Raw genomic sequence first — 20,946 nt, forward strand, 5'->3', positions numbered from 1 at the left:
GCTCATTCTTTCTAATCGAGTGCGTAAGCGTAGCCAACACCCCTGTAACTTCAAGGCCGAAGGGCAAATTATTCTTCAAGCTGATAAGGTGCAGACTCAAACAAATACCCATCAAAATCAGGATGATCAGCATCAGAAATCTCGAGTAATTTTAATTTTACATTTTCTAAATGCTGCCACATGGCTTGCTTGGCTGCTTTGCTATCTCGGCGCAACACCGCTTGCAGGATTTTTTGATGGTCTTCCATCCATTGCCAGCGGTAACTAAAATCTAGGGTATGACTATGTGCCCCTTGCCACATGGCGCTGGTTTTTCTCGCCTGCCATGCTTCCGCGACCATATTCGCCAATACACTATTTTGCGTCGATTGCGCCAATAAGCAGTGGAACAATTCGTCCGCACTTTCATCCACTGCGCCGGCATCTAATGCGGTCTTTTCCTGCTCAATGGCTTGGCGCATTTTAATAATGTCAGCTTTGGTTGCTTGCATGGCGGCAAAAGCAGCGACTTCACTTTCCAACAATTGGCGGGCTTGCAGCAGTTCAAATGGGCCGTAACCACTGTCGGTTGACACGACAGACTCCCCATATGCAGACCTATCGGGGACATTCACCACGTAGACGCCCGAACCTTTACGCACTTCCACTAACTTTTCCAGCTCTAGCATGATCAGTGCTTCACGTACCACACTACGGCTGACGCTGAAGTTTTCGGCAATATCACGCTCAGGCGGTAAACGATCGCCCAAATTGTATTGCCCACTGATAATTGCTTCACGCAGCTGACTGCCGACTTCCTGATATAACCGCATAACCTTATTTCCTGCATCAGGTATTGGCATTAAAATGCCAAATTGGCCTGACCAAAGGGTGTGTGAATAACATGCAGTATATCATGTGGTCAAACAATTTCATTGAGGTCAAACAATTTCATTGCAGCATAATATATCCGACAAACGACAACGGCTTATCAATGTGATAAGCCGTCTTTATGATAGGATCATTAAATTAATCTGAAATATTAAAGGTAACTGACGGTTAAAATTCCCAAACTACGTTGTGGATTCAGCCATTCCATACGTGAAGATGCCAACTGATTAGGCAACCGAGAAGTTAGAGACATATTACGTGAGAGTTCTTGTCGTTGAGTCAGAGTTTCACCATTGCGATAACAGCTCGTGGTTATCGTTTGGTTTGCGAATGAAGTATCACATGGGCTTTCTACAATGGCACCGGAAAAAGTAATTGTTCCTGTTACAGACAGGGTGGATTGCGCACTACTTGCAGCAAAAGATACTATCCATGAAAACATTATTGCTACGATAATCAGCACTCGAAAATTATTCATAACCACCTCGACTCTCATATCCGTCATTTTAAATGATAGAGGATTCCAGCCAGAGCGATGGGAATGACAGAGCATTTTTTATTGCTCTATTCCGTCTATAACTCACTAAGATTCCTCGTAGAAGTGAATTCTATTCCAGAGCTTTGCAATGCAATTAGGCAAGGTTCTTAACTCACCTAGGAAATTGTCTATCTTTTCGCCTTTTTCGTTTAATAATAAGCTTGGCTAGTGTTATATCCTCACCTGGGTATATCGGCACACTTGAGCTTTTTCTTAAGAGCGTATTGAAAATAAATTTACGGTAGGAGACCTCTGATGACAAAAACGAACTTGATTACCGGTTTTTTGGGCTGTGGCAAGACCACCACTATTCGTCATTTATTGTCACAAAAACCAGAAAATGAAAAATGGGCAGTTCTGGTTAATGAATTCGGGGAGATCGGTATTGATGGGGCGTTATTAGCTGATAGCGGTGCCGTATTAAAAGAAATACCCGGTGGGTGCATGTGCTGTGTGAATGGCCTTCCCATGCAAGTTGGTTTAAATATGTTGCTCCAACAGGCAAAACCGGATCGTTTACTCATCGAACCTACGGGGTTGGGCCACCCAAAACAGATTCTATCCTTATTAACCTCTGAAATTTACCAACCCTGGATTTCTCTGCATGCCACTCTCAGCTTGCTTGACGCCCGCCAGTTAAGTGATCCCCGCTATACAGAAAATGAAAATTTCCGTGACCAATTAGCCGCAGCCGACATCCTCGTGGCAAATAAACAGGATGCCTATAACGAGACGGATTATGTTGTATTACAGCAATGGTATGAACAACAGCCGGTATCACGCCCACTTTATTATGCAGAACAAGGGAAGATTGATGTTGCTCTGCTGGATATACCGCACAGTAATAATGATCAATTACCCGACGGTGCACATCACCACAGCTCAACCCGACAAAAAGGATTGGCCGCATTGAGCTTGAAAGGTAACGAACCTTGGCGTCGCGCCCTTAATCAGGGTCAAGGTTATCTGAGCTGTGGTTGGGTATTTAATGCGGATACCGTATTTGACACAATGCGATTATTGGAGTGGGTGCGGTTAAATCCAGTGGAGCGAATCAAAGGTGTGATGCGTATTCCTGAGGGCACTCTTGTGGTTAACCGACAAGGCCATGATTTGAAAATTGAAACACGCCAAGTTCCACCACTCGATAGCCGGATTGAACTCATTAGCATCACTGACCCCGATTGGAATGTATTACAGCATGAATTACTCAGGGCTCGACTACAGAAGGAGGTATAATGCTGCCAAATTTATTTACCGCACCATTCTTACATTGACCATTTTTAGATTAAAGGCCACCGCATGACCCGTCGTAATTTGCCGGTAATATTACTGCTTAATTTACTTGGAATAGCCCTGTTTTTCTCTTGGTATATTCCAGCGAACCACGGTTTTTGAGAATATTAATCGCGTCAGCGAATTAACGGGTATTCCGACCAAAGACGCATCCAGTGATAGCTTCCCCGGCGACCATGGCATGATGCTGATTATTTTTACCTGCTTTATGTGGCGCTATTTCTCTCGGGGTGCTTTTGCCATCGCTTTAGTCATCGTGGTGGTTTTCTCTATGCCACGAATAATGATTGGCGCGCATTGGTTTACTGATATTGCTGTTGGCTCGCTTTCAGTCGTCTTGGTCGGGATAAGTTGGATATTGCTGACACCACTTAGTGATAAACTCATTGATGCCATTAACCGAAATCTGCCGGGCTCAAAATGTCAGTAACCCGCCCCCTGCTTTATTTTGGAGCAAAAATAGACTTTTTTGCTCCAACCGCCATTAATGATTACACACCTTTATTATCACCAAACGGCCATAAATTCAGCTATCTGCATTTAATATATAATATTACATTAACATTTTGTAAAATTATGGGCATAAAAGCTCTCGCCTTTTATTAATCATTACGGTAATCTCAAAAACGTTTGTGCTCGGATACCGGCATTTCACCACTATCCTGATTAATATTGTGCGTTCCTGCACATTTATTTGGTTAAGTGATTGTCTCATCAGACCACAATCAATAATCTCGATTCGTTTGGTATTTTTGGTAGCGACATCCGTCGTAAGGACAGCAAGGGAAAACAACAACAATGGTCAAGTCTCAACCTATTATGAGATATATTCTGCGGGTCATTCCTGCGGTTGCAGCAGCGGTAATGTTATCCGCGTGTAGTTCACCACAGAGTTCGAACGTACATAATACGCAAACTGAGATGCGTGCAGTTAATGACAAAGATGGGCTTTTACTGCAAGCCTCTCAGGATGAATTCGAAGCGATGGTGCGCAACGTTGACGTCAAGTCGAAAATTTTAGAACAGTATGCAGGGTGGAAAGGGGTTCGTTATCGTTTAGGCGGTAGCACCAAACGCGGTATTGATTGTTCTGCGTTTGTACAAACCACTTTCCGTGAACAATTTGGTATGGATTTGCCACGCTCAACCTCTGAGCAGCAAGATATTGGCAAGAAAATCCAACGTACTAAGTTGCGCCCGGGTGATTTGGTGCTGTTCCGAGCAGGATCGACAGGTCGTCATGTAGGTATCTACTTAGGTAACGATAAATTTGTACATGCATCGACCAGTGTCGGTGTGACAATATCGAGTCTAAATGAAGATTATTGGAATAAGCGTTATCGTGATGGCCGGCGAGTGCTAAGTAGTGGTTCGCGCAGCTAACTGATTTTATTCCTGTTGTCCGAGATACCAAACGAAACGATGAAACGCTGCCATTGGCAGCGTTTTTTATTGCCGAAATCGTTCTTATTACCGAAATATAGTTCTTGTAGTCCTATTGCCTCACTTTTGTAGGAAATGTCCTTTTTTGCTAAAAACAGCGAAACTCAAGAATATTCTGTGTAGAATTAGCCCCGCTAAACCAAGAGTTCCCTGACACTAAGACATATCAACTACGATTATCCTTTTTGGAATTAAGTCAATTGTATTACTAAGCTGAAAATCTGTTCTATGGATATGTTTTTCTAAAAGACGCCAATACAAATGAATTTCACTGGCACCACATATTTGATGCATTTACATGGTATCTTTGCTTTATATTAGATTGAATTTCAACTCGATAAGTTTATTAATGTCAATAATGCTCCCTGGCAAATCGGCAGCGCTGTGCTGCTAACTTACTTATATTCATAACACTTTATCGATCATGCTGAGGAGCGGCGTAACATGGGTTCAAACAGTGCGTTCTCCCGCAATATTTTATCCAGACGCCATCTTGTTAAAAAAAGTGTCATCCTAGCACTTTGTTTCTTTATATTTTTTGTTGTTATTACTTTGTCATTACTTTATCGCAGCAGTGAAAGTAAACTAACAACACAAAGCGATCATATTATCTCCTATTCATCCCAGTTCCTTAATGAACTGACGACAACTATGTCTCAGCTTATCCCGCTAAGTGCAAAAAGTTGTGAACAGGCCAGTTCAGCTCTGCACTATCGGGCGGCATTTACCAATGGTGTCCGAGCTTTCTTATTGGTTCGGGATGATATTACCTATTGCTCTTCAGCAACGGGGGAAATGAATACGCCTGTCAGCGCGTTATACCCCAAAATGAATGTCACTCAGCCTTTGGATTTTAAAATTCAACAAGGTACACCAATGATGCCGAGCAAACCGGCAATTGGCGTATGGCTGCGTGAAGCTGGACGCGGTAATACCGGCGTATTAGCAACACTCGAACTGAATTTACATCCCTATCTGTTACTAAACAACGCCAATAATCAGGTCAACGGATTAGCTATTATTATTGATGAACTAGCAGTCACAACATTTGACTCTAAAGTCATGCCTATCAGCCAGTTACCCATACGTGATACGCGTGAAGTTCAATTACCTGGTTATCCAATTAAAATATTGATTTATCATACCAGCCTCACTGCGGATGATATTCGAATGACTTTGTTAGGGGGGGTATTACTCGCAGGGCTAGTCGGTATCTTGGCTTATTATATTTTAATTGCCAGTCAAAGTGCGGAAGCTGAAATTTTGCGTGGTATTCGTCGGGGTGAATTCTTTGTTGAATATCAGCCCGCATTCCGGTCTGATGACCGCTCCCTATCAGGATTGGAAGCGCTTATCCGCTGGCAACATCCGATTGAAGGACGTATTTCCCCAGACCTTTTTATTCCCTATGCAGAAACTCAGCATCTGATTCAACCTCTGACCCGGCATTTATTTGAATTAATCATTAGAGACAGTGAATTAATGGCAGCCCACCTTCCAGCAGGAATTAAATTGGCCATTAATATCTCCCCGGTTCATCTTACTGATGATGATTTCCGCAAAGATGTCACTCAAATGTTACAACAATTAAATACCGATGTGTATTCTCCAGTATTTGAGATAACAGAGCGGGGTATGGTTGAAGAGGAGTTAGCTATTAAACAGTTTGCTTGGTTACGCTCTCAAGGGATACAAATCGCTGTTGATGACTTTGGCACCGGACACAGCGCGCTGATTTATTTAGAACGTTTTACTTTAGACTATATTAAAATTGATCGTGGTTTTGTCAGCACTATAGGCATTAATACTGTTGCAGCACCGGTATTAGATGCAGTATTAATGTTAGCGAGCAAGCTCAATATTGAAACCGTCGCTGAAGGTGTCGAAACGGAACAACAGCTCCAGTATTTGACACAACACGGGGTCAACTTCCTGCAAGGCTATCTACTTAGCAAGCCGCTATCTGTTGAGGATTTAGTCGAGTTTTGTACGCAAAAAACTTCGTAACAAAAACTCATTGGCTTAATGTTTGCTTTACCCCTGTAAACTGGTAATTTCATTTAAGATTATGACTACGCAAATAACAGCAGGAGATCACCACCAATATGTTGTTACGCCTATATGCTGCCTTGACGCTATCAGTCCTGAGCTTTGGTCTGCAAGCTGAAACCATTAAAGAAGGTAGCTCTTTTGCCATATTGGGCGAACCGAAATACTCATCAGATTTTAGCCATTTTGATTATGTCAATCCGGCTGCCCCCAAAGGCGGAGACATTACGCTCTCAGCAATTGGTACCTTTGATAACTTCAACCGCTATGCACTGCGTGGCAACCCGGCGGTGCGTACTGAACGGCTGTATGACTCATTGTTCTCTACTTCGGACGATGAGATTGGCAGTTATTATCCCTTAATTGCCGAGTCAGCGCGTTTTGCCCCCGACTTTCACTGGATTGAAGTGGATATTAATCCTCGCGCTCGTTTTCATGATGGCAAACCCATTACTGCGCAAGATGTGGCATTCACTTTCAATAAATTCATGAGCGAGGGTGTCCCACAATTTCGAATTGTTTATAAAGGTGTGCAAGTAAAAGCGATTTCGCGACTGACTGTGCGTTTTGAATTCCCAGAACCGAATAAAGATAAGATGCTGGGCCTATTTGGCTTACCGGTAATGCCCGAGCATTTCTGGAAAGACCATAAACTCAGTGAACCGCTCAGTAAACCGCCAGTTAGCAGCGGCCCCTATCGTATTGGCAAATATAAAATGGGCCAATTCATTACTTATGAGCGGGTCAGAGACTATTGGGCAGCCAATTTACCGGTCAATCGTGGGCAATATAATTTTGACACCATCCGTTATGATTATTATTTAGACGATAAAGTCGCGCTGGAAGCATTTAAAGCCGGTGCCTTTGATTTCCGTGAAGAAACATCACCAAAAAGCTGGGCGACACAATATGTGGGCGGCAACTTTGCGAAAAATTATATCGTCAAACAGGATATCCTCGATAACTCTGCGCAGAACACCCGCTGGCTGGCATTTAATGTCCAGCGCCCTATTTTTAGCGACCGCCGAGTTCGTGAAGCACTGACATTAGCCTTTGATTTTGACTGGATGAATAAAGCTTTTTATTTCAATAGTTATCAGCGCACTAATAGTTTCTTCCAGAACACTGAATATGCCGCTAAAGGTTATCCGAACAGCGCGGAATTAGCGTGGCTGGCTCCGCTAAAAGGTAAAATACCGCCGGAAGTTTTCACACAAATTTATCAGCCTCCTCAAACTGACGGCAGCGGTAACGCGCGGGATAATCTATTAAAAGCACGCGAATTGCTGAGTGAAGCGGGTTGGGAAGTGAAAAATCAGCAATTAATCAACAGCAAAACGGGCAAACCTTTTGTCTTTGAGTTGCTGTTACTCAGCGGCAGTAACTTCCAATACGTTCAGCCGTTTAAGCATAATTTGCAACGTTTGGGGATAACCATGAATATCCGCGAGGTGGACAGCTCTCAATTTGTTAACCGCCTGCGCAGCCGAGATTACGATATGATCCCGACGGTTTATAGCGCTTTCCCTTACCCTAGCCCAAATCTGCAAATTTTGTGGAGTTCGGCTTATATTGATTCCAGCTATAACGCCTCGGGTATTAAAGATCCGGCTATCGACCAATTGATTGAACAGATTGTTAAACATCAGGAACAGCCAGAAGCATTGCTGTCTCTTGGCCGTGCACTGGATCGCGTGTTGACCTGGAATTATTTGATGATCCCAATGTGGTATTCCAACCATGCTCGTTTTGCTTATTGGGATAAGTTTTCGATGCCAGCGGACAGGCCCACATATTCGCTCGGCTTTGATAGCTGGTGGTTGGATGTCAACAAGGCAGGTCGCCTGCCAACAGAACATCATTAGGGGGCGGTGTGGGCGCATATCTATTACGGCGATTGTTGCTGGTCATTCCCACCTTGTGGGCAATTATTACTATTAACTTTTTCATTGTACAAATCGCCCCAGGTGGCCCGGTAGATCAGGCGATAGCCAACATTGAACTGGGTCATTCCAGCGGATATAGCACCGGTGGTGGTGATGGCGGATTAGGTGGTGCGAAAGTCGGGTTGAATGCGGCGCAAGTTGGGGACAGTAACTATCGCGGTTCTCGAGGGTTAGACCCGGAAGTTATTGCCGAAATCAAACAGCGCTTTGGCTTTGACAAGCCGCTACATCAGCGCTATTTCGATATGCTCTGGAGCTATGCGCGCTTTGATTTTGGTGACAGCCTGTTTCGCGGCGAATCTGTCATGTCATTGATAAAACATAGCCTGCCGGTATCTATTTCACTTGGGCTATGGAGCACGCTGATTATTTATCTGGTTTCCATTCCTTTGGGGATTAAAAAGGCGGTGCGTAATGGCTCGGCTTTTGATACCTGGAGCAGTACCTTAATTATTATTGGCTATGCCATTCCTTCGTTTTTATTCGCCATTTTACTGGTGGTGCTGTTCTCCGGCGGCAGTTATTTCGATCTATTCCCACTGCGCGGGCTGGTATCAAGCAACTGGGATACCCTGCCGTGGTACGGCAAAATAACCGACTATTTGTGGCACATCACGTTACCGGTGCTGGCTACTGTGATTGGTGGTTTTGCTACACTCACCATGCTGACCAAAAACTCGTTTCTGGACGAAATCCGCAAACAATATGTGGTCACCGCCCGCGCCAAAGGCTTACCTGAAGAAAAAATCCTTTACCGCCATGTATTTCGCAATGCCATGTTGCTGGTGATTGCGGGCTTCCCCGCGACATTTATCAGTATGTTTTTCACCGGGTCATTGTTGATCGAAGTGATGTTTTCACTGAATGGTTTAGGGTTGTTGGGTTATGACGCCACCTTGCAACGAGATTATCCGGTGATGTTTGGCACTCTTTATATTTTTACTCTGATTGGTTTACTGCTGAATATCCTCAGCGATATCACCTACACCTTGGTTGACCCACGGATTGATTTTGAGGGCCGCCAATGATGAAACGGCTAAGTGCTATTAATCAGGCCCGCTGGGCGCGTTTTCGCCAAAACCGCCGTGGCTATTGGTCACTGTGGATCTTCCTGACACTGTTTATTATCAGCCTGTTTGCCGAGTTAATTGCTAACGACAAACCGCTGCTGGTGAGCTATCAGGGCAAATTTTACATGCCCTTTATGGTTAATTACACCGAATCAACCTTTGGTGGCATTTTAACCACGGCCGCTGATTATCAAGACCCGTATGTGATTGGCCGCATTAAAGATAATGGCTGGGCGATTTGGGCACCCATCCGCTTTAGTAATAACACCATTAATTTCGCAACCGATGTGCCCTTCCCCTCGCCCCCCAGCCGCACTAATTTGCTCGGCACTGACAGCACTGGCGGCGATGTATTGGCCAAAGTTATTTATGGCTTTCGTATCTCACTGTTATTTGGCCTAACGTTAACCTTATTTTCTAGTGTGATTGGAATTTGTGCCGGGGCAATTCAGGGTTATTACGGCGGTAGAGTTGATTTATGGGGCCAGCGATTTATTGAAGTCTGGTCTGGTATGCCGACCCTATTTTTAGTGATTTTACTGTCCAGTATTGTACAGCCGAATTTCTGGTGGTTATTAGCCATCACCGTCATATTCGGCTGGATGGGGCTGGTCGGTGTGGTTCGGGCTGAGTTTCTGCGCACCCGAAATTATGACTATATCCGCGCAGCGAGGGCCATGGGAGTGCGTGACCGCGTGATTATGTCGCGCCATATGCTGCCCAATGCCATGGTGGCTACCCTGACCTTCTTACCCTTTATTCTATGCGGCTCGATAACCACCCTCACCTCACTGGATTTCCTTGGTTTCGGCTTGCCAATGGGGTCGCCATCATTAGGCGGATTATTATTGGAGGGCAAAAATAACCTTCAAGCTCCCTGGCTCGGCATCACCGCATTCCTGGTGTTGGCCGTGCTGTTATCTCTGTTGATCTTTATCGGCGAAGCAGTGCGTGACGCCTTTGACCCAAGTAAGGTGTACTGATATGGCGACTTCTCCACTTCTGGACATTCAAAATCTCAGTGTTGCATTTCGCCAAGCGGGAGTTGATCGCCAGGTCGTCAGCAACCTTTCGTTGCAAATAGAGAGCGGTGAGACACTGGCTTTAGTGGGGGAATCTGGTTCGGGCAAGAGTGTTACCGCCCTGTCGATATTGCGTCTGCTGCCCTCGCCACCGGTCGTTTACCCCAGCGGCGATATTCTGTTTGCCGGAAAATCACTGTTACATGCCGATGAGCCGACATTACGCGCCATTCGCGGTGATAAGATTTCTATGATTTTCCAAGAGCCAATGGTGTCTTTAAACCCCTTGCATACTATTGAGAAACAGCTGGCAGAAGTGCTGTCACTGCACCGCGGTATGCGCCGGGAAGCCGCCAGAGCTGAAATTATTCAGTGCCTTGATCGGGTGGGTATTCGCAATGCCAAAGGCCGATTAGCGGATTTCCCACATCAGCTTTCCGGTGGAGAACGCCAGCGCGTGATGATTGCCATGGCCGTCCTGACCCAGCCCAAATTACTGATTGCCGATGAACCCACCACCGCGCTGGATGTTTCGGTGCAAGCTCAGATTTTGAGTTTGCTGAAAGAGTTAAAACAAGAGATGGGCATGAGCTTGCTGTTTATCACCCATAATCTGAATATCGTCCGCCGGCTGGCCGATAACGTAGCCGTGATGCGTGAGGGGCGCGTAGTTGAGCACAATACCCGCCAGGCGCTGTTTAGCGCACCACAGCATACTTATACTCGCCAATTATTAGACGCCGAGCCACAGGGTGACCCACTGCCGCTCCAGAGTGACCAGCAACCGTTGCTTGAAGTCAAAGGGCTACAAGTCGCTTTTGCGATTAAACGTGGCCTATTGCGCCGCACTGTCGCGCATCACTATGCCCTGAAAGATCTCAGCTTTGTGTTAAAGCCCGGTGAAAGTTTAGGTTTGGTGGGGGAATCCGGCTCGGGGAAAAGCACTACCGGCTTAGCTTTACTGCGCTTGTTGCCCTCTAAAGGGGAGATTTGGTTTAGTGGCCAGCCGCTACACAACCTCTCGCCCAAACAAATGCTACCTTATCGCAGCCGAATTCAGGTGGTTTTCCAAGACCCGTACTCAGCGCTAAACCCGCGCTTGAATATTCAGCAGATCATTGCTGAAGGGCTGGAAGTGCATCAGAAACTCAGTGCTGTGCATCGCGAGCAGCGCGTGATTAAGGCGATGGAAGAAGTCGGGTTGGATCCAGTCAGCCGCTATAGATATCCGACTGAGTTCTCCGGTGGCCAGCGCCAGCGCATTGCTATTGCACGGGCACTTATCCTGCAACCTCAGTTACTTATCCTCGATGAGCCAACCTCATCACTGGATAAATCGGTACAAGCGCAAATTCTGGCTTTGCTGAAATCCCTTCAGCAGCGCTACCAACTCAGTTACCTGTTTATCAGCCATGACTTGCAAGTGGTGCGGTCACTCTGCCACCAAGTGATTGTGTTGAAACAGGGGGAAGTGGTGGAGCAAGGTGACTGTCAGGCTATCTTTGCCGCGCCAAAACAGCAATATACCCAACAATTATTGCAATTTTCTGACTAATTTGGCGCGCATCAGGATGTCAGGGCACAGAAAACGTCAGCATAAAAAACTGACGAACACTTCATCCCAAATCAGAAGGGATAAAGTGCTGTCATGGTCTCGGCAATCGCCACCCCAACATCTTTCAAGCGGCACATAGTGGCACTTTCATCCTGACGATGAACAAACAGGCAAGGCTCGCCTTCCCATTCCACAATCGCGGAGTCCACTTGAATCTCTTGCAGTGAGAGATGAAGCCGCTGCATGATAATTTGCGCATGAGCGCCATCATGGCTCAGTAACTTCAGTCCCATGAGGTCATTATTGCTATCGTCTATCGCCGTCAATGGTATCGGTTCAACTTTTACGCCGATAAATCCCGATAGCCAGCGGTAACTTTGCGGCAGACGATGTACCACCGAAAGTTGGATATTATTCACGTATTTTTCCTAGTAAAAATAAAAATTCAAAAAAACTCACAAAGCACCACAATGACTCACACTGATTAAAGTTATAGCCGCTAAATTGTCATTGTGCTTGCTCCAAAGCTCATCAAAACACAATGTTGATAACAATTTAGAAACTTAAAATCTACAATGCCATTTTTTGTGCTGTTTTCAACCCTTATTCAGCCCGTTGCGCCAAGACTGAAACTGCCGGTTTGGGATTTAGATCCCATTTTTCGTTATTTTTATACCTTTATCGCGTCTATCTCAACCATTTTTCTTGCAAACCCATTACCTAATATCAGCCAACATTTTACATTTAAGGAACAATTCAGTGTCAATCAAACCAAATAAAATGAATTTAATTAATTGATAAATATATAAATTTATTGATATTCATCACCCGGTGACGAGTAAGAATAACGCGTAAAAATAACGTCATAACAGTTTCGTCTTTTTTATAACATCGCTCAAAAAGTTAACAATATGGTGTCAAACACAACTATGCAATAGATAATGATATGCATGCTTATTATGTTGATTGAGCGCAAGGATTCGGTCTTTTTTAGTAGTAATTGTGGCGATATTTAATCATGCACAGGGCGGAGAAAAGGAGAAGTAAACAAGGTGTGATTTGACAAATTGGCTACAAATAATAAACGTGAGGGCGCTTGGGAACATCGACCCTCACATTTCTTGATAGCGATTATTTCACCGCATTTTTATGTGGTCGGCTGGCATAAAAATACAACAGCATGGCGGCGATAATACAAAATGCCATTGAGCTGACCATCGGCCAGGCGCTACGCGATGGTGCCATCGACAACAGCGTCCCCACTATCGCACCGATACCAAAACGTAAAGTCCCCGCCAAAGAAGATGCCGTCCCCGCCATATGTGGGAAATCATCCAAAATGACGGCCATGGCATTCGAGGTAATCATCGCGATACAGCCCACATAAGCCGCGACGCCCAGTACCAGCGCCCAGAACCCTAACCCGGTGGCGCACACCACCAGCAGCCAGATGCCCATCACAAATTGTACCCACAGACCAAAACGGAACATTTTCAGTGCCCCGAAGCGGCGAACATTGCGGCTGTTGATCAATGTCATCAAGAATAAGAAAACAATATTCAGCGCAAAGTAATAGCCAAAGTTCTGCGGAGAAACTCCATTTAAATCAATATAAACAAACGGCCCGGCGCTGAGGAATGAGAACATACCTGCAAAAGAAAAACCGCTGGCCAGCATATAGCTCAGAACTTGCTTGTGGCGGAATAAAGCGCCAAAATTGCCGATAGTGGTGCGCAAATGAAACTTCTGCCGTTTCTCCTTCGGCAAGGTTTCTTTGATAAACAACGCAACCAATATCGCCCCCACCAATGCGGCTCCCGCCATCGTCCAGAAAATGGCATGCCAGCTAAACCACACCAGCAACGCGCCGCCGATAATGGGTGCCAGCAACGGCGCGATTGTCATCACCAAGACCACAAAAGACATCATGCGCGAGAAATCATCTTTGGTGAACATGTCCCGCATCAATGCATTAATCACAACACTGGCGGCGGCAGCTGATAAGCCGTGCAAGAAACGCAAATTAATCAGTTGCTCGATTGATTGCGCCATAGCACAGGCCATTCCTGCCAGTGCAAAGATGAGCGTTCCCCAGAAAATGACCGGCTTGCGCCCGATGCTATCCGCCATGGGCCCATAAAACATTTGTCCGATGGCAAACCCCAGCACATAGGCGCTTAGCGTCATCTGTACTGCGCCACTTTCTACACCAAATTGCTGTGCAATGATCGGCATACTGGGCAGATACATATCAATTGCCAAAGGCATCAGCATTGATAACAAGCCCAGGATAAAGATCAAACCAACGTGGGATGTCCGGTTTGTCGCTTCATTTTGATTACTGGCATGCACGTTCAACAACTCCTTCACTAACCTACTGCGGGTTGTACTCGTCAGACTTCAAGCCGCATGTGCATTGACCACGCCGCAATAGAAAATCAATTACAGATGAGGAGCGCCGACACTCGCAATTTCTTCGGCAGTCAGTGGGCGATACTCACCGGGTGCTAAATCATCATCAAGTTTGATGTCGCCAATACGTTCACGATGCAGTTCCAGCACACGATTTCCGACCGCACCAAACATGCGTTTTACCTGATGGTAGCGCCCTTCACTGATAGTCAAACGCACTAGCTGAGGCTCGATAACTTCAAGCTGCGCCGGTTTCGTCAATGATTTTTCGTTATGCAACTGTACGCCGTCAGTAAACTGCTGCGCCGTATCATCAGCAACCGGGTGTTCCAGTGTCACCAAATAGGTTTTTTCGCAATGATGGCGTGGAGAGGTAATGCGGTGCGACCATTGACCATCGTCGGTCATCAGCACCAGTCCGGTGGTGTCGATGTCTAACCGCCCTGCCGCGTGAAGCTTATAAGCCACGGGTTCATCAAGGAAATACAGCACGGTTGGGTGATCCGGGTCTTCTGTTGAACACACATAACCCTGCGGTTTGTTCAGCATAAAATAACGTGGGCCAACTGTCTGTTGTAATGGGTTGCCATCAAATCTCACGTCTTGTTCTGGCGTCAGCTTAATGGCACCACTTTTGACTATTTCGCCATCAACAGTGACGCGTTTTGCCCGTAGCTCGCGCGCGACCAACGCCCGGCTAACCCCTAATTGCTGAGATAAAAACTTGTCCAATCGCATTAAATCTACTTTGCCTGTTGTCTTGTCGTGCCACAGAGGGGCGCGATACCCGCACTTACACCTGCCAATGATGACAGAATGCTAATAATACGGTGTGAAATTAATTAAACAGTATAGCGGCGGTTGCCCTATCATCCTAGGAACAGTTACGCAAAAAGCCGTTATTGAGAAACAGCTTATCTGCACGGCATCGCCCCCTCGCGCAGGCCGCCACACACGGGCATAATAATAGAAAGCCTTGAAGATAATAATAGAAAACCTTGAAGATAAATGGCACTTATACGTTGAAAGTAAATGTTACGTCACAGGAAAGTGCCGCAAGCAATGAATGAGTTTAACCAATTGAGAATAATGACAAAAATCATCTGGCAGGCGCATTAATGGCTTTTACACTACGCCCTTATCAACAAGAAGCGGTGGATGCGACGCTAGCTTATTTTCGTCGCCATACCGAACCGGCGCTCATTGTCTTACCCACTGGCGCAGGTAAAAGTCTGGTTATTGCTGAATTAGCAAAACTGGCGCGTGGGCGTGTTTTGGTACTAGCGCATGTCAAAGAACTGGTGGCGCAAAATCATGCCAAATATTGTGCTTATGGTTTAGAAGCAGACGGTTTAGAGGCCGATATTTTTGCCGCTGGCCTGCAACAACGCCAAAGTGAGGGGAAAGTGGTTTTTGGCAGTGTGCAATCCGTGGCACGGAATCTGTCACTGTTTGATAGTGCCTTTTCGCTGCTCATTATCGATGAATGTCATCGAATCAGTGACGCAGATGACAGCCAATATCAGCAAATTATTCAGCATTTACGCACGACTAACCCGCGTTTACGTTTGCTGGGACTGACGGCGACCCCTTACCGCTTGGGCAAAGGCTGGATTTACCAATTCCACTATCACGGTATCACTCGAGGTGATGGGAAATCCCTATTCCGCGATTGTATTTATGAATTGCCCCTGCGTTATATGATTAAGCACGGTTTTCTGGTGCCACCGGAGCGGCTGGATATGCCGGTCGTGCAATATGATTTCAGTCGGTTGACCAGCAATAGCGACGGCATGTTCCGTGAAGCGGATTTAGACCGCGAGCTTAAACAGCAGCAAAGAATCACCCCACATATTGTTAGTCAGATAGTTGAATATGCCGCCCATCGCCGTGGCGTGATGATTTTTGCCGCCACTGTCGAACATGCCAAAGAAGTCTACGGGCTACTCCCCAAAGGCCAGGCGGCGCTGGTGAGTGCCGGAACGCCCCCCGCCGAGCGGGATGCTTTAATCACTGCTTTTAAGCAGCAGAAATTACATTATTTGGTGAATGTGGCGGTCTTAACGACCGGTTTTGATGCCCCACATGTTGATTTGATTGCAATTCTTCGCCCAACCGAATCCGTCAGCTTGTATCAACAAATTGTTGGGCGCGGCTTGCGGCTCTCGCCGGGCAAAGAAGATTGTCTGATTCTGGATTATGCCGGCAATCCCCACGACCTTTTCACCCCAGAAGTGGGTACCAGCAAACCCCACACCGGCAGCCAGCCAGTACAAGTCTTTTGCCCAGACTGCGGTTTTGCCAATATTTTCTGGGGAAAATGCACCGAATCCGGCGAGATTATTGAGCATTATGGCCGCCGCTGTCAGGGCTGGTTTGAAGATGATGATGGCGCACGAGCCCAATGTGATTACCGCTTCCGCTTTAAATCCTGCCCACATTGCGGGGCGGAAAATGATATTGCCGCCCGCCGCTGTCATCAGTGTCAGGAGGTGCTGGTCGACCCCGATGATATGCTGAAAGCTGCCCTGAAATTAAAGGACGCGCTGGTATTGCGTTGCGGTGGAATGAGTTTGGAAAGTGGCCAGGATGTAAAAGGCGAATGGCTAAAAATCACTTATTACGACGAAGATGGCACCGATACCAGTGAGCGTTTTCGCTTAACTACCGCCGCCCAGCGGATGGCATTTGAGCAAGTTTTCCTGCGCCCTCATCAACGGGCGCCTGGGGTTACACTGAAATGGCAAACTGCCGCCGATATCATCGCTCAGCAGGCGCTACTGCGTTATCCGGATTTTGTGGTCGCCCGCCGCCGTGGACAATGGTGGCAAATCAGGGAAAAGGTTTTCGATTATCAGGGACGTTTTAGGCGGGCTGACTCTCTCGCCTAAGCCGCATTAAGCCTGATAAATTCATAGTTTCGTTTGCTGTCTGGCCGATATTTCGCTAGAATGTCGCCCGCTTTGCTCTGGGTTTACCCAAGTAAAGCCGAGTATCGAACCTGTTGCTGGGTCGCCTGTAGCAGGGTTAATTTTCTTTAAGAGAAAACAAAATGACCACTATCAATGTAGAAGTACGAAACGACCAGGGTAAGGGTGCGAGCCGCCGCCTGCGTGCAGCAAATAAATTTCCGGCAATCATTTACGGTGGTTCAGAGGCAGCAATCGCTATCACTCTTGATCATGACACCACCAAGAACCTTGAATTGAAACCGGGCTTTTATGATTCAGTACTGACTTTGGTTGTCGACGGTAAAGAAACCAAAGTTAAAGTACAGGCTGTTCAGCGTCACGCTTTCAAGCCAAAACTGACTCATATCGACTTCGTTCGCGTTTAATCGCGTCGCTTTCGATATTCGGGACGCCGAAATAAAAAACGCCGCTTCTGCGGCGTTTTTTATTAGCTGAATAAAGTCATGGTGCAAACAATTACTTCTTACCCGCATTGCGCTGTAGCTGATCACGCAGATTGGGAGGAGTGCCTTTAATGGTCAAGGTGTCCGTCGCCGCATCCCAAAAAATACGCTCGCCCAGTAACAACGCATCAAAATTGATACTCAACCCACCGCCACTACCTGCAAACTTGGTCAACTGACGCAAAGTGCTGCGATCTGCCGGGAAACTCTCTTCCAATGCATAACCCTGCTCAGCAGAGAATTGTTGGAAATCTTTTTCGCCCAACTTTGGTAACTCTTGCGAAAGCTCCTGCAAGGCAATTTCTTCACCGGCCTGCAACTGCTCATTACAATAGCTATAAACCTGCTGACGATAAGCCTGGCGCTCATTTTTACCCAGCTCGGCATCCGCACAATAATCATCAACCGCCTGTAATAAACCACGGTTTTGCGCTTTAGTATCCAGACCTTCACTTGCGGCCAAGAAATCCATAAAGAAATCAGATACTTTACGCCCTACTCGCCCTTTCAAGAAAGTCAGATAACGGGTTGATTCCGGGTTGTTTTCCCATTCAGTTAAATCAATACGGGCCACAATATCAGCACGATTGATATCAAGATAATGAGTCGTGCTCAGGTCAAGTTGCTCATTCACCCGCATGCTATTACAGCTGCTTAGCACTGAAATCAGTAAATATTCCACCGCCAGATAGCGGTATTGGCAAAACAGTACCACGCCACCTTCAGCAAACGGATATTTGGCTAACTCATCGCGTAAACGCCCGGTTGCCGCACGACTAAAGCTGAGGAAATCTTCATCACCCTTACGGCTCCGTTTCAGCGCATCAGCCAGCTCACTTTGTTCATTAAACAACCCATAAGCTTTGCTTTTGGCACTGTAAACCCGATGCAGCTCGGCCATCATTTCTTCAACTACAGCATTGGCTGGTAACAACGAATCGCGCAATACCACATCAAGCGTTTGTTCATCACGTTTGATAAGCTGATGTAAGGCTATCTGGTCAATATCCAGACTCATGATAAATACTCCTTTTGGCTAGGGCCGTATTCAATCACTGATGCCTGAGAGCTGCAACTCAAAAGCTATCTCGGCCCCCAATTAATGGCTAATGATTCTTAATGCTATAAAATAGCGGAAAAGCGCGTCTCTATACGGTAAGATATGGGACTTTGTCAGGTGTTGAGCACAATTTCTATGCCACAATCATCCCGTTATAGCGACGAACACGTTGAAAAATTGCTGTCAGAATTAGTCAGCGTACTGGAAAAACACCGTACCCCAACCGATCTTTCTTTGATGGTTTTGGGAAATATGGTAACAAATCTGATCAATACCAGCATTGCTCCTGCGCAACGCAAAGTATTGGCTCGTTCTTTCGCTGAAGCCCTCCAAGCTTCAGTACGTGAAGATAAAGCTCATTAATTTACCGGCCAAGACTACAATCTCAATATGGTGACAAATCGTCAGCGCTATCGTGAAAAAGTCTCCCAGATGATCAGCTGGGGGCACTGGTTCGCCCTGTTTAACATCCTGTTCAGCTTGGCGCTGGGTAGCCGCTATTTGTTTATCTCCGATTGGCCTTCATCGCTGATTGGCCGTGTCTATGCCCTTGTCAGTTGGCTTGGGCACTTTAGTTTTATTGTTTTTGCTGCCTATTTATTGGTGATATTCCCACTGACTTTTGTGGTGATGTCGCAACGGCTACTCCGTTTCCTTTCCGCCGCCTTTGCCACTGCGGGCTTAACCCTGCTTCTGGTAGATACCGAGGTTTTCACCCGCTTCCACTTGCATCTTAACCCCGTAGTATGGGAGTTAGTGGTTAACCCGGATCAAACTGAGCTGGCGCGTGATTGGCAATTGATGTTTATTGCCGTGCCGGTCATTTTTCTTGTCGAGATGCTTTTCGGTACCTGGGCATGGCAAAAACTACGCAGTCTCAACCGACAGCGCTTTGTAAAGCCGCTGGTTGCCGTGTTTATTTCCGCCTTCTTTGCCTCACATCTGATTTATATCTGGGCAGATGCTAATTTCTATCGCCCCATCAGTATGCAGCGCGCGAACTTACCGCTCTCCTATCCGATGACAGCGCGTAAATTCCTTGAGAAACATGGTCTGCTTGACCAAGAGGAATATCAGCGGCGCTTGGTAGAACAAGGTAATCCAGATGCATTGACCGTTGAATATCCCCTCAGCCCGATCGCCTTTAGCGACAAAGGCAGCGGTTATAATCTGTTATTAATTGTGGTTGATGGCATCCGTGCCAATAGCCTGCAAAAAGACATGCCAGTTTTGGCTGAATTCGGCCATTCAAACATCCAATTTGACCAGCATTACAGCTCGGGTAATCGTCAGGATACCGGGCTGTTTGGGCTGTTTTACGGTATTTCCCCAACCTATTTAGATGGTGTTCTTTCTTCACGTAAACCTTCTGCATTCATCACGTCATTGAGTGCTCAAGGCTATCAGTTTGGATTGTTCTCATCCGATGGTTTTGCCTCGCCGCTCTATCGCCAGGCGTTGTTATCTGATTTCACCTTACCTGCCCCGGCAGAACAAACTGACAGCGAAACTACAGCACAATGGCAACAATGGCTGTCCACACTGAATAATAATACGCCGTGGTTCTCATACATTAACCTTAACGGGTCAATTGAAGCGCAAGATCCTGTTGTTGGTCATAAAGTTGCCACGCCAGCCGATTTTATTCGCCATTATAAAACGGGTGCAAAAGATGTGGATCAGCAGATTGCGACCATTCTGGATACGCTAAAACAACGCGGACAACTCGATAAAACCGTAGTTATTATTACTGCCAGCCATGGTGTCGAATTTAATGATAGCGGCAATGATAGCTGGGGGGCTGGCAGCAGCTTTAATCGTCAACAGTTGCAAGTCCCGTTAATCGTCCATTGGCCGGGCACGCCCGCACAGAAAGTGAACAAGTTAACCAACCACGAAGATATTATGACCACACTGATGCAGCGGCTATTGCACGTTAAAACCGCAGCAGAGGATTATTCGCAAGGGGAAGACTTATTCGCCGCACAACGCAACAACAACTGGGTAGCGACGGGCGATAATGGCACTCTGGTTATCACTACACCAACACAAACGATTGTGTTAGATAATAATGGTGGATACCGGGCTTATGACGAGCAAGGTAATGAAATTAAAGATGAAAAACCACAACTCCCATTACTGTTGCAAGTGCTGACTGATATAAAACGTTTTATTGCGAACTAGCTCTAAAAACCGAGCCATGGGCGCTTAAAAAACCAGCAAACGATTTTGACAAGTCTTGCATTAGTCACTGCAAAATGTAGTATAAA

17 protein-coding genes and 1 pseudogene are annotated in these 20,946 nt (G+C 46.2%); 12 read left to right on the forward strand and 6 right to left on the reverse strand.

All coding sequences use genetic code 11. The features are described 5' to 3' along the window. Positions 1-68: 68 nt before the first annotated feature. On the reverse strand, positions 69-812 hold the full coding sequence (locus tag OVO64_RS02380; RefSeq protein ID WP_038631954.1) for a GntR family transcriptional regulator: 744 nt from the start codon (positions 810-812) through the stop codon (positions 69-71). Positions 813-1,021: 209 nt separating this feature from the next. Further along, positions 1,022-1,348 carry a type 1 fimbrial protein gene (locus OVO64_RS02385; protein WP_038639433.1) on the reverse strand — a complete coding sequence of 109 codons (327 nt, stop codon included), beginning with the start codon at positions 1,346-1,348 and terminating at the stop codon, positions 1,022-1,024. Between the two features lie 315 nt (positions 1,349-1,663). Between OVO64_RS02385 and OVO64_RS02390 the strand changes: the two genes are divergently transcribed. The 8 genes and pseudogenes from OVO64_RS02390 (at position 1,664) to yejF (ending at position 11,789) form a co-directional block, all read left to right on the forward strand. Further along, on the forward strand, positions 1,664-2,647 hold the full coding sequence (locus OVO64_RS02390) for a CobW family GTP-binding protein (protein WP_038631952.1): 984 nt from the start codon (positions 1,664-1,666) through the stop codon (positions 2,645-2,647). 63 nt (positions 2,648-2,710) lie between these two features. Further along, positions 2,711-3,134, forward strand: a pseudogene (locus OVO64_RS02395) (phosphatase PAP2 family protein). A gap of 368 nt (positions 3,135-3,502) precedes the next feature. Next, the gene (gene mepS / locus OVO64_RS02400) at positions 3,503-4,087 is read left to right on the forward strand and encodes a bifunctional murein DD-endopeptidase/murein LD-carboxypeptidase (RefSeq protein WP_038631948.1); all 585 of its coding nucleotides are present in this window, start codon (positions 3,503-3,505) and stop codon (positions 4,085-4,087) included. A 504-nt stretch (positions 4,088-4,591) separates the two neighbouring features. Beyond that, entirely contained in the window at positions 4,592-6,154 is a 1,563-nt protein-coding gene (locus OVO64_RS02405) for a cyclic di-GMP phosphodiesterase (protein WP_038631946.1), read from the forward strand. Positions 6,155-6,252: 98 nt separating this feature from the next. Next, a complete protein-coding gene (locus tag OVO64_RS02410; protein ID WP_038631944.1) occupies positions 6,253-8,061 on the forward strand; it encodes an extracellular solute-binding protein in 1,809 nt (602 codons plus the stop codon). A gap of 8 nt (positions 8,062-8,069) precedes the next feature. Continuing rightward, positions 8,070-9,170, forward strand: a complete 1,101-nt coding sequence (locus tag OVO64_RS02415; protein ID WP_038631942.1) for a microcin C ABC transporter permease YejB — start codon at positions 8,070-8,072, stop codon at positions 9,168-9,170. Next, positions 9,170-10,195 carry an ABC transporter permease gene (locus OVO64_RS02420; protein WP_050291414.1) on the forward strand — a complete coding sequence of 342 codons (1,026 nt, stop codon included), beginning with the start codon at positions 9,170-9,172 and terminating at the stop codon, positions 10,193-10,195. Before OVO64_RS02415 ends, OVO64_RS02420 begins: the two co-directional genes overlap by 1 nt. Position 10,196: 1 nt before the next feature. Continuing rightward, positions 10,197-11,789 carry a microcin C ABC transporter ATP-binding protein YejF gene (gene yejF / locus OVO64_RS02425; RefSeq protein ID WP_050291315.1) on the forward strand — a complete coding sequence of 531 codons (1,593 nt, stop codon included), beginning with the start codon at positions 10,197-10,199 and terminating at the stop codon, positions 11,787-11,789. A gap of 71 nt (positions 11,790-11,860) precedes the next feature. Here yejF and OVO64_RS02430 read toward each other — a convergent pair whose 3' ends face one another. From OVO64_RS02430 to rsuA, 3 genes are all read right to left on the reverse strand, one after another. Continuing rightward, on the reverse strand, positions 11,861-12,208 hold the full coding sequence (locus OVO64_RS02430; protein ID WP_038631938.1) for a YejG family protein: 348 nt from the start codon (positions 12,206-12,208) through the stop codon (positions 11,861-11,863). Positions 12,209-12,920: 712 nt separating this feature from the next. Next, a complete protein-coding gene (locus tag OVO64_RS02435) occupies positions 12,921-14,141 on the reverse strand; it encodes a Bcr/CflA family multidrug efflux MFS transporter (protein ID WP_038631934.1) in 1,221 nt (406 codons plus the stop codon). Positions 14,142-14,231: 90 nt separating this feature from the next. Continuing rightward, complete coding sequence (rsuA, locus tag OVO64_RS02440; RefSeq protein WP_038631932.1) at positions 14,232-14,939, reverse strand: 16S rRNA pseudouridine(516) synthase RsuA; 708 nt, start codon at positions 14,937-14,939, stop codon at positions 14,232-14,234. Between the two features lie 380 nt (positions 14,940-15,319). On the opposite strand from rsuA, the gene OVO64_RS02445 reads away from it, so the two are divergent. Both OVO64_RS02445 and rplY read left to right on the forward strand, forming a co-directional pair. Next, positions 15,320-17,092, forward strand: a complete 1,773-nt coding sequence (locus OVO64_RS02445) for a DEAD/DEAH box helicase (RefSeq protein ID WP_038631930.1) — start codon at positions 15,320-15,322, stop codon at positions 17,090-17,092. Positions 17,093-17,253: 161 nt separating this feature from the next. Beyond that, entirely contained in the window at positions 17,254-17,538 is a 285-nt protein-coding gene (rplY, locus tag OVO64_RS02450) for a 50S ribosomal protein L25 (RefSeq protein WP_038631928.1), read from the forward strand. A gap of 91 nt (positions 17,539-17,629) precedes the next feature. Here rplY and yejK read toward each other — a convergent pair whose 3' ends face one another. Next, positions 17,630-18,634, reverse strand: coding sequence for a nucleoid-associated protein YejK (gene yejK / locus OVO64_RS02455; protein ID WP_038631926.1), 1,005 nt, complete (start codon positions 18,632-18,634; stop codon positions 17,630-17,632). 177 nt (positions 18,635-18,811) lie between these two features. Here yejK and OVO64_RS02460 point away from each other — a divergent pair, with 177 nt between their 5' ends. Both OVO64_RS02460 and yejM read left to right on the forward strand, forming a co-directional pair. Next, positions 18,812-19,039: a YejL family protein gene (locus tag OVO64_RS02460; RefSeq protein ID WP_004389481.1), complete on the forward strand. Its 228-nt coding sequence runs from the start codon at positions 18,812-18,814 to the stop codon at positions 19,037-19,039. Positions 19,040-19,066: 27 nt separating this feature from the next. After that, positions 19,067-20,860, forward strand: a complete 1,794-nt coding sequence (gene yejM, locus OVO64_RS02465; RefSeq protein WP_038631923.1) for an LPS biosynthesis-modulating metalloenzyme YejM — start codon at positions 19,067-19,069, stop codon at positions 20,858-20,860. Positions 20,861-20,946: the final 86 nt, after the last annotated feature.

Source organism: Yersinia sp. Marseille-Q5920 (assembly GCF_946902935.1).
GTDB lineage: Bacteria > Pseudomonadota > Gammaproteobacteria > Enterobacterales > Enterobacteriaceae > Yersinia > Yersinia rochesterensis.

Bases quoted from the DNA above. Each gene is read 5' to 3' on its own strand.
- OVO64_RS02390 (WP_038631952.1), top strand. From the start codon at position 1,664: ATGACAAAAACGAACTTGATTACCGGTTTTTTGGGCTGTGGCAAGACC.
- OVO64_RS02385 (WP_038639433.1), bottom strand. From the start codon at position 1,348: ATGAATAATTTTCGAGTGCTGATTATCGTAGCAATAATGTTTTCATGG.
- OVO64_RS02405 (WP_038631946.1), top strand. From the start codon at position 4,592: ATGGGTTCAAACAGTGCGTTCTCCCGCAATATTTTATCCAGACGCCAT.
- OVO64_RS02410 (WP_038631944.1), top strand. From the start codon at position 6,253: ATGTTGTTACGCCTATATGCTGCCTTGACGCTATCAGTCCTGAGCTTT.
- OVO64_RS02420 (WP_050291414.1), top strand. From the start codon at position 9,170: ATGAAACGGCTAAGTGCTATTAATCAGGCCCGCTGGGCGCGTTTTCGC.
- mepS (WP_038631948.1), top strand. From the start codon at position 3,503: ATGGTCAAGTCTCAACCTATTATGAGATATATTCTGCGGGTCATTCCT.
- rsuA (WP_038631932.1), bottom strand. From the start codon at position 14,939: ATGCGATTGGACAAGTTTTTATCTCAGCAATTAGGGGTTAGCCGGGCG.
- rplY (WP_038631928.1), top strand. From the start codon at position 17,254: ATGACCACTATCAATGTAGAAGTACGAAACGACCAGGGTAAGGGTGCG.
- yejF (WP_050291315.1), top strand. From the start codon at position 10,197: ATGGCGACTTCTCCACTTCTGGACATTCAAAATCTCAGTGTTGCATTT.
- yejK (WP_038631926.1), bottom strand. From the start codon at position 18,634: ATGAGTCTGGATATTGACCAGATAGCCTTACATCAGCTTATCAAACGT.
- OVO64_RS02460 (WP_004389481.1), top strand. From the start codon at position 18,812: ATGCCACAATCATCCCGTTATAGCGACGAACACGTTGAAAAATTGCTG.
- OVO64_RS02445 (WP_038631930.1), top strand. From the start codon at position 15,320: ATGGCTTTTACACTACGCCCTTATCAACAAGAAGCGGTGGATGCGACG.
- OVO64_RS02380 (WP_038631954.1), bottom strand. From the start codon at position 812: ATGCGGTTATATCAGGAAGTCGGCAGTCAGCTGCGTGAAGCAATTATC.
- yejM (WP_038631923.1), top strand. From the start codon at position 19,067: ATGGTGACAAATCGTCAGCGCTATCGTGAAAAAGTCTCCCAGATGATC.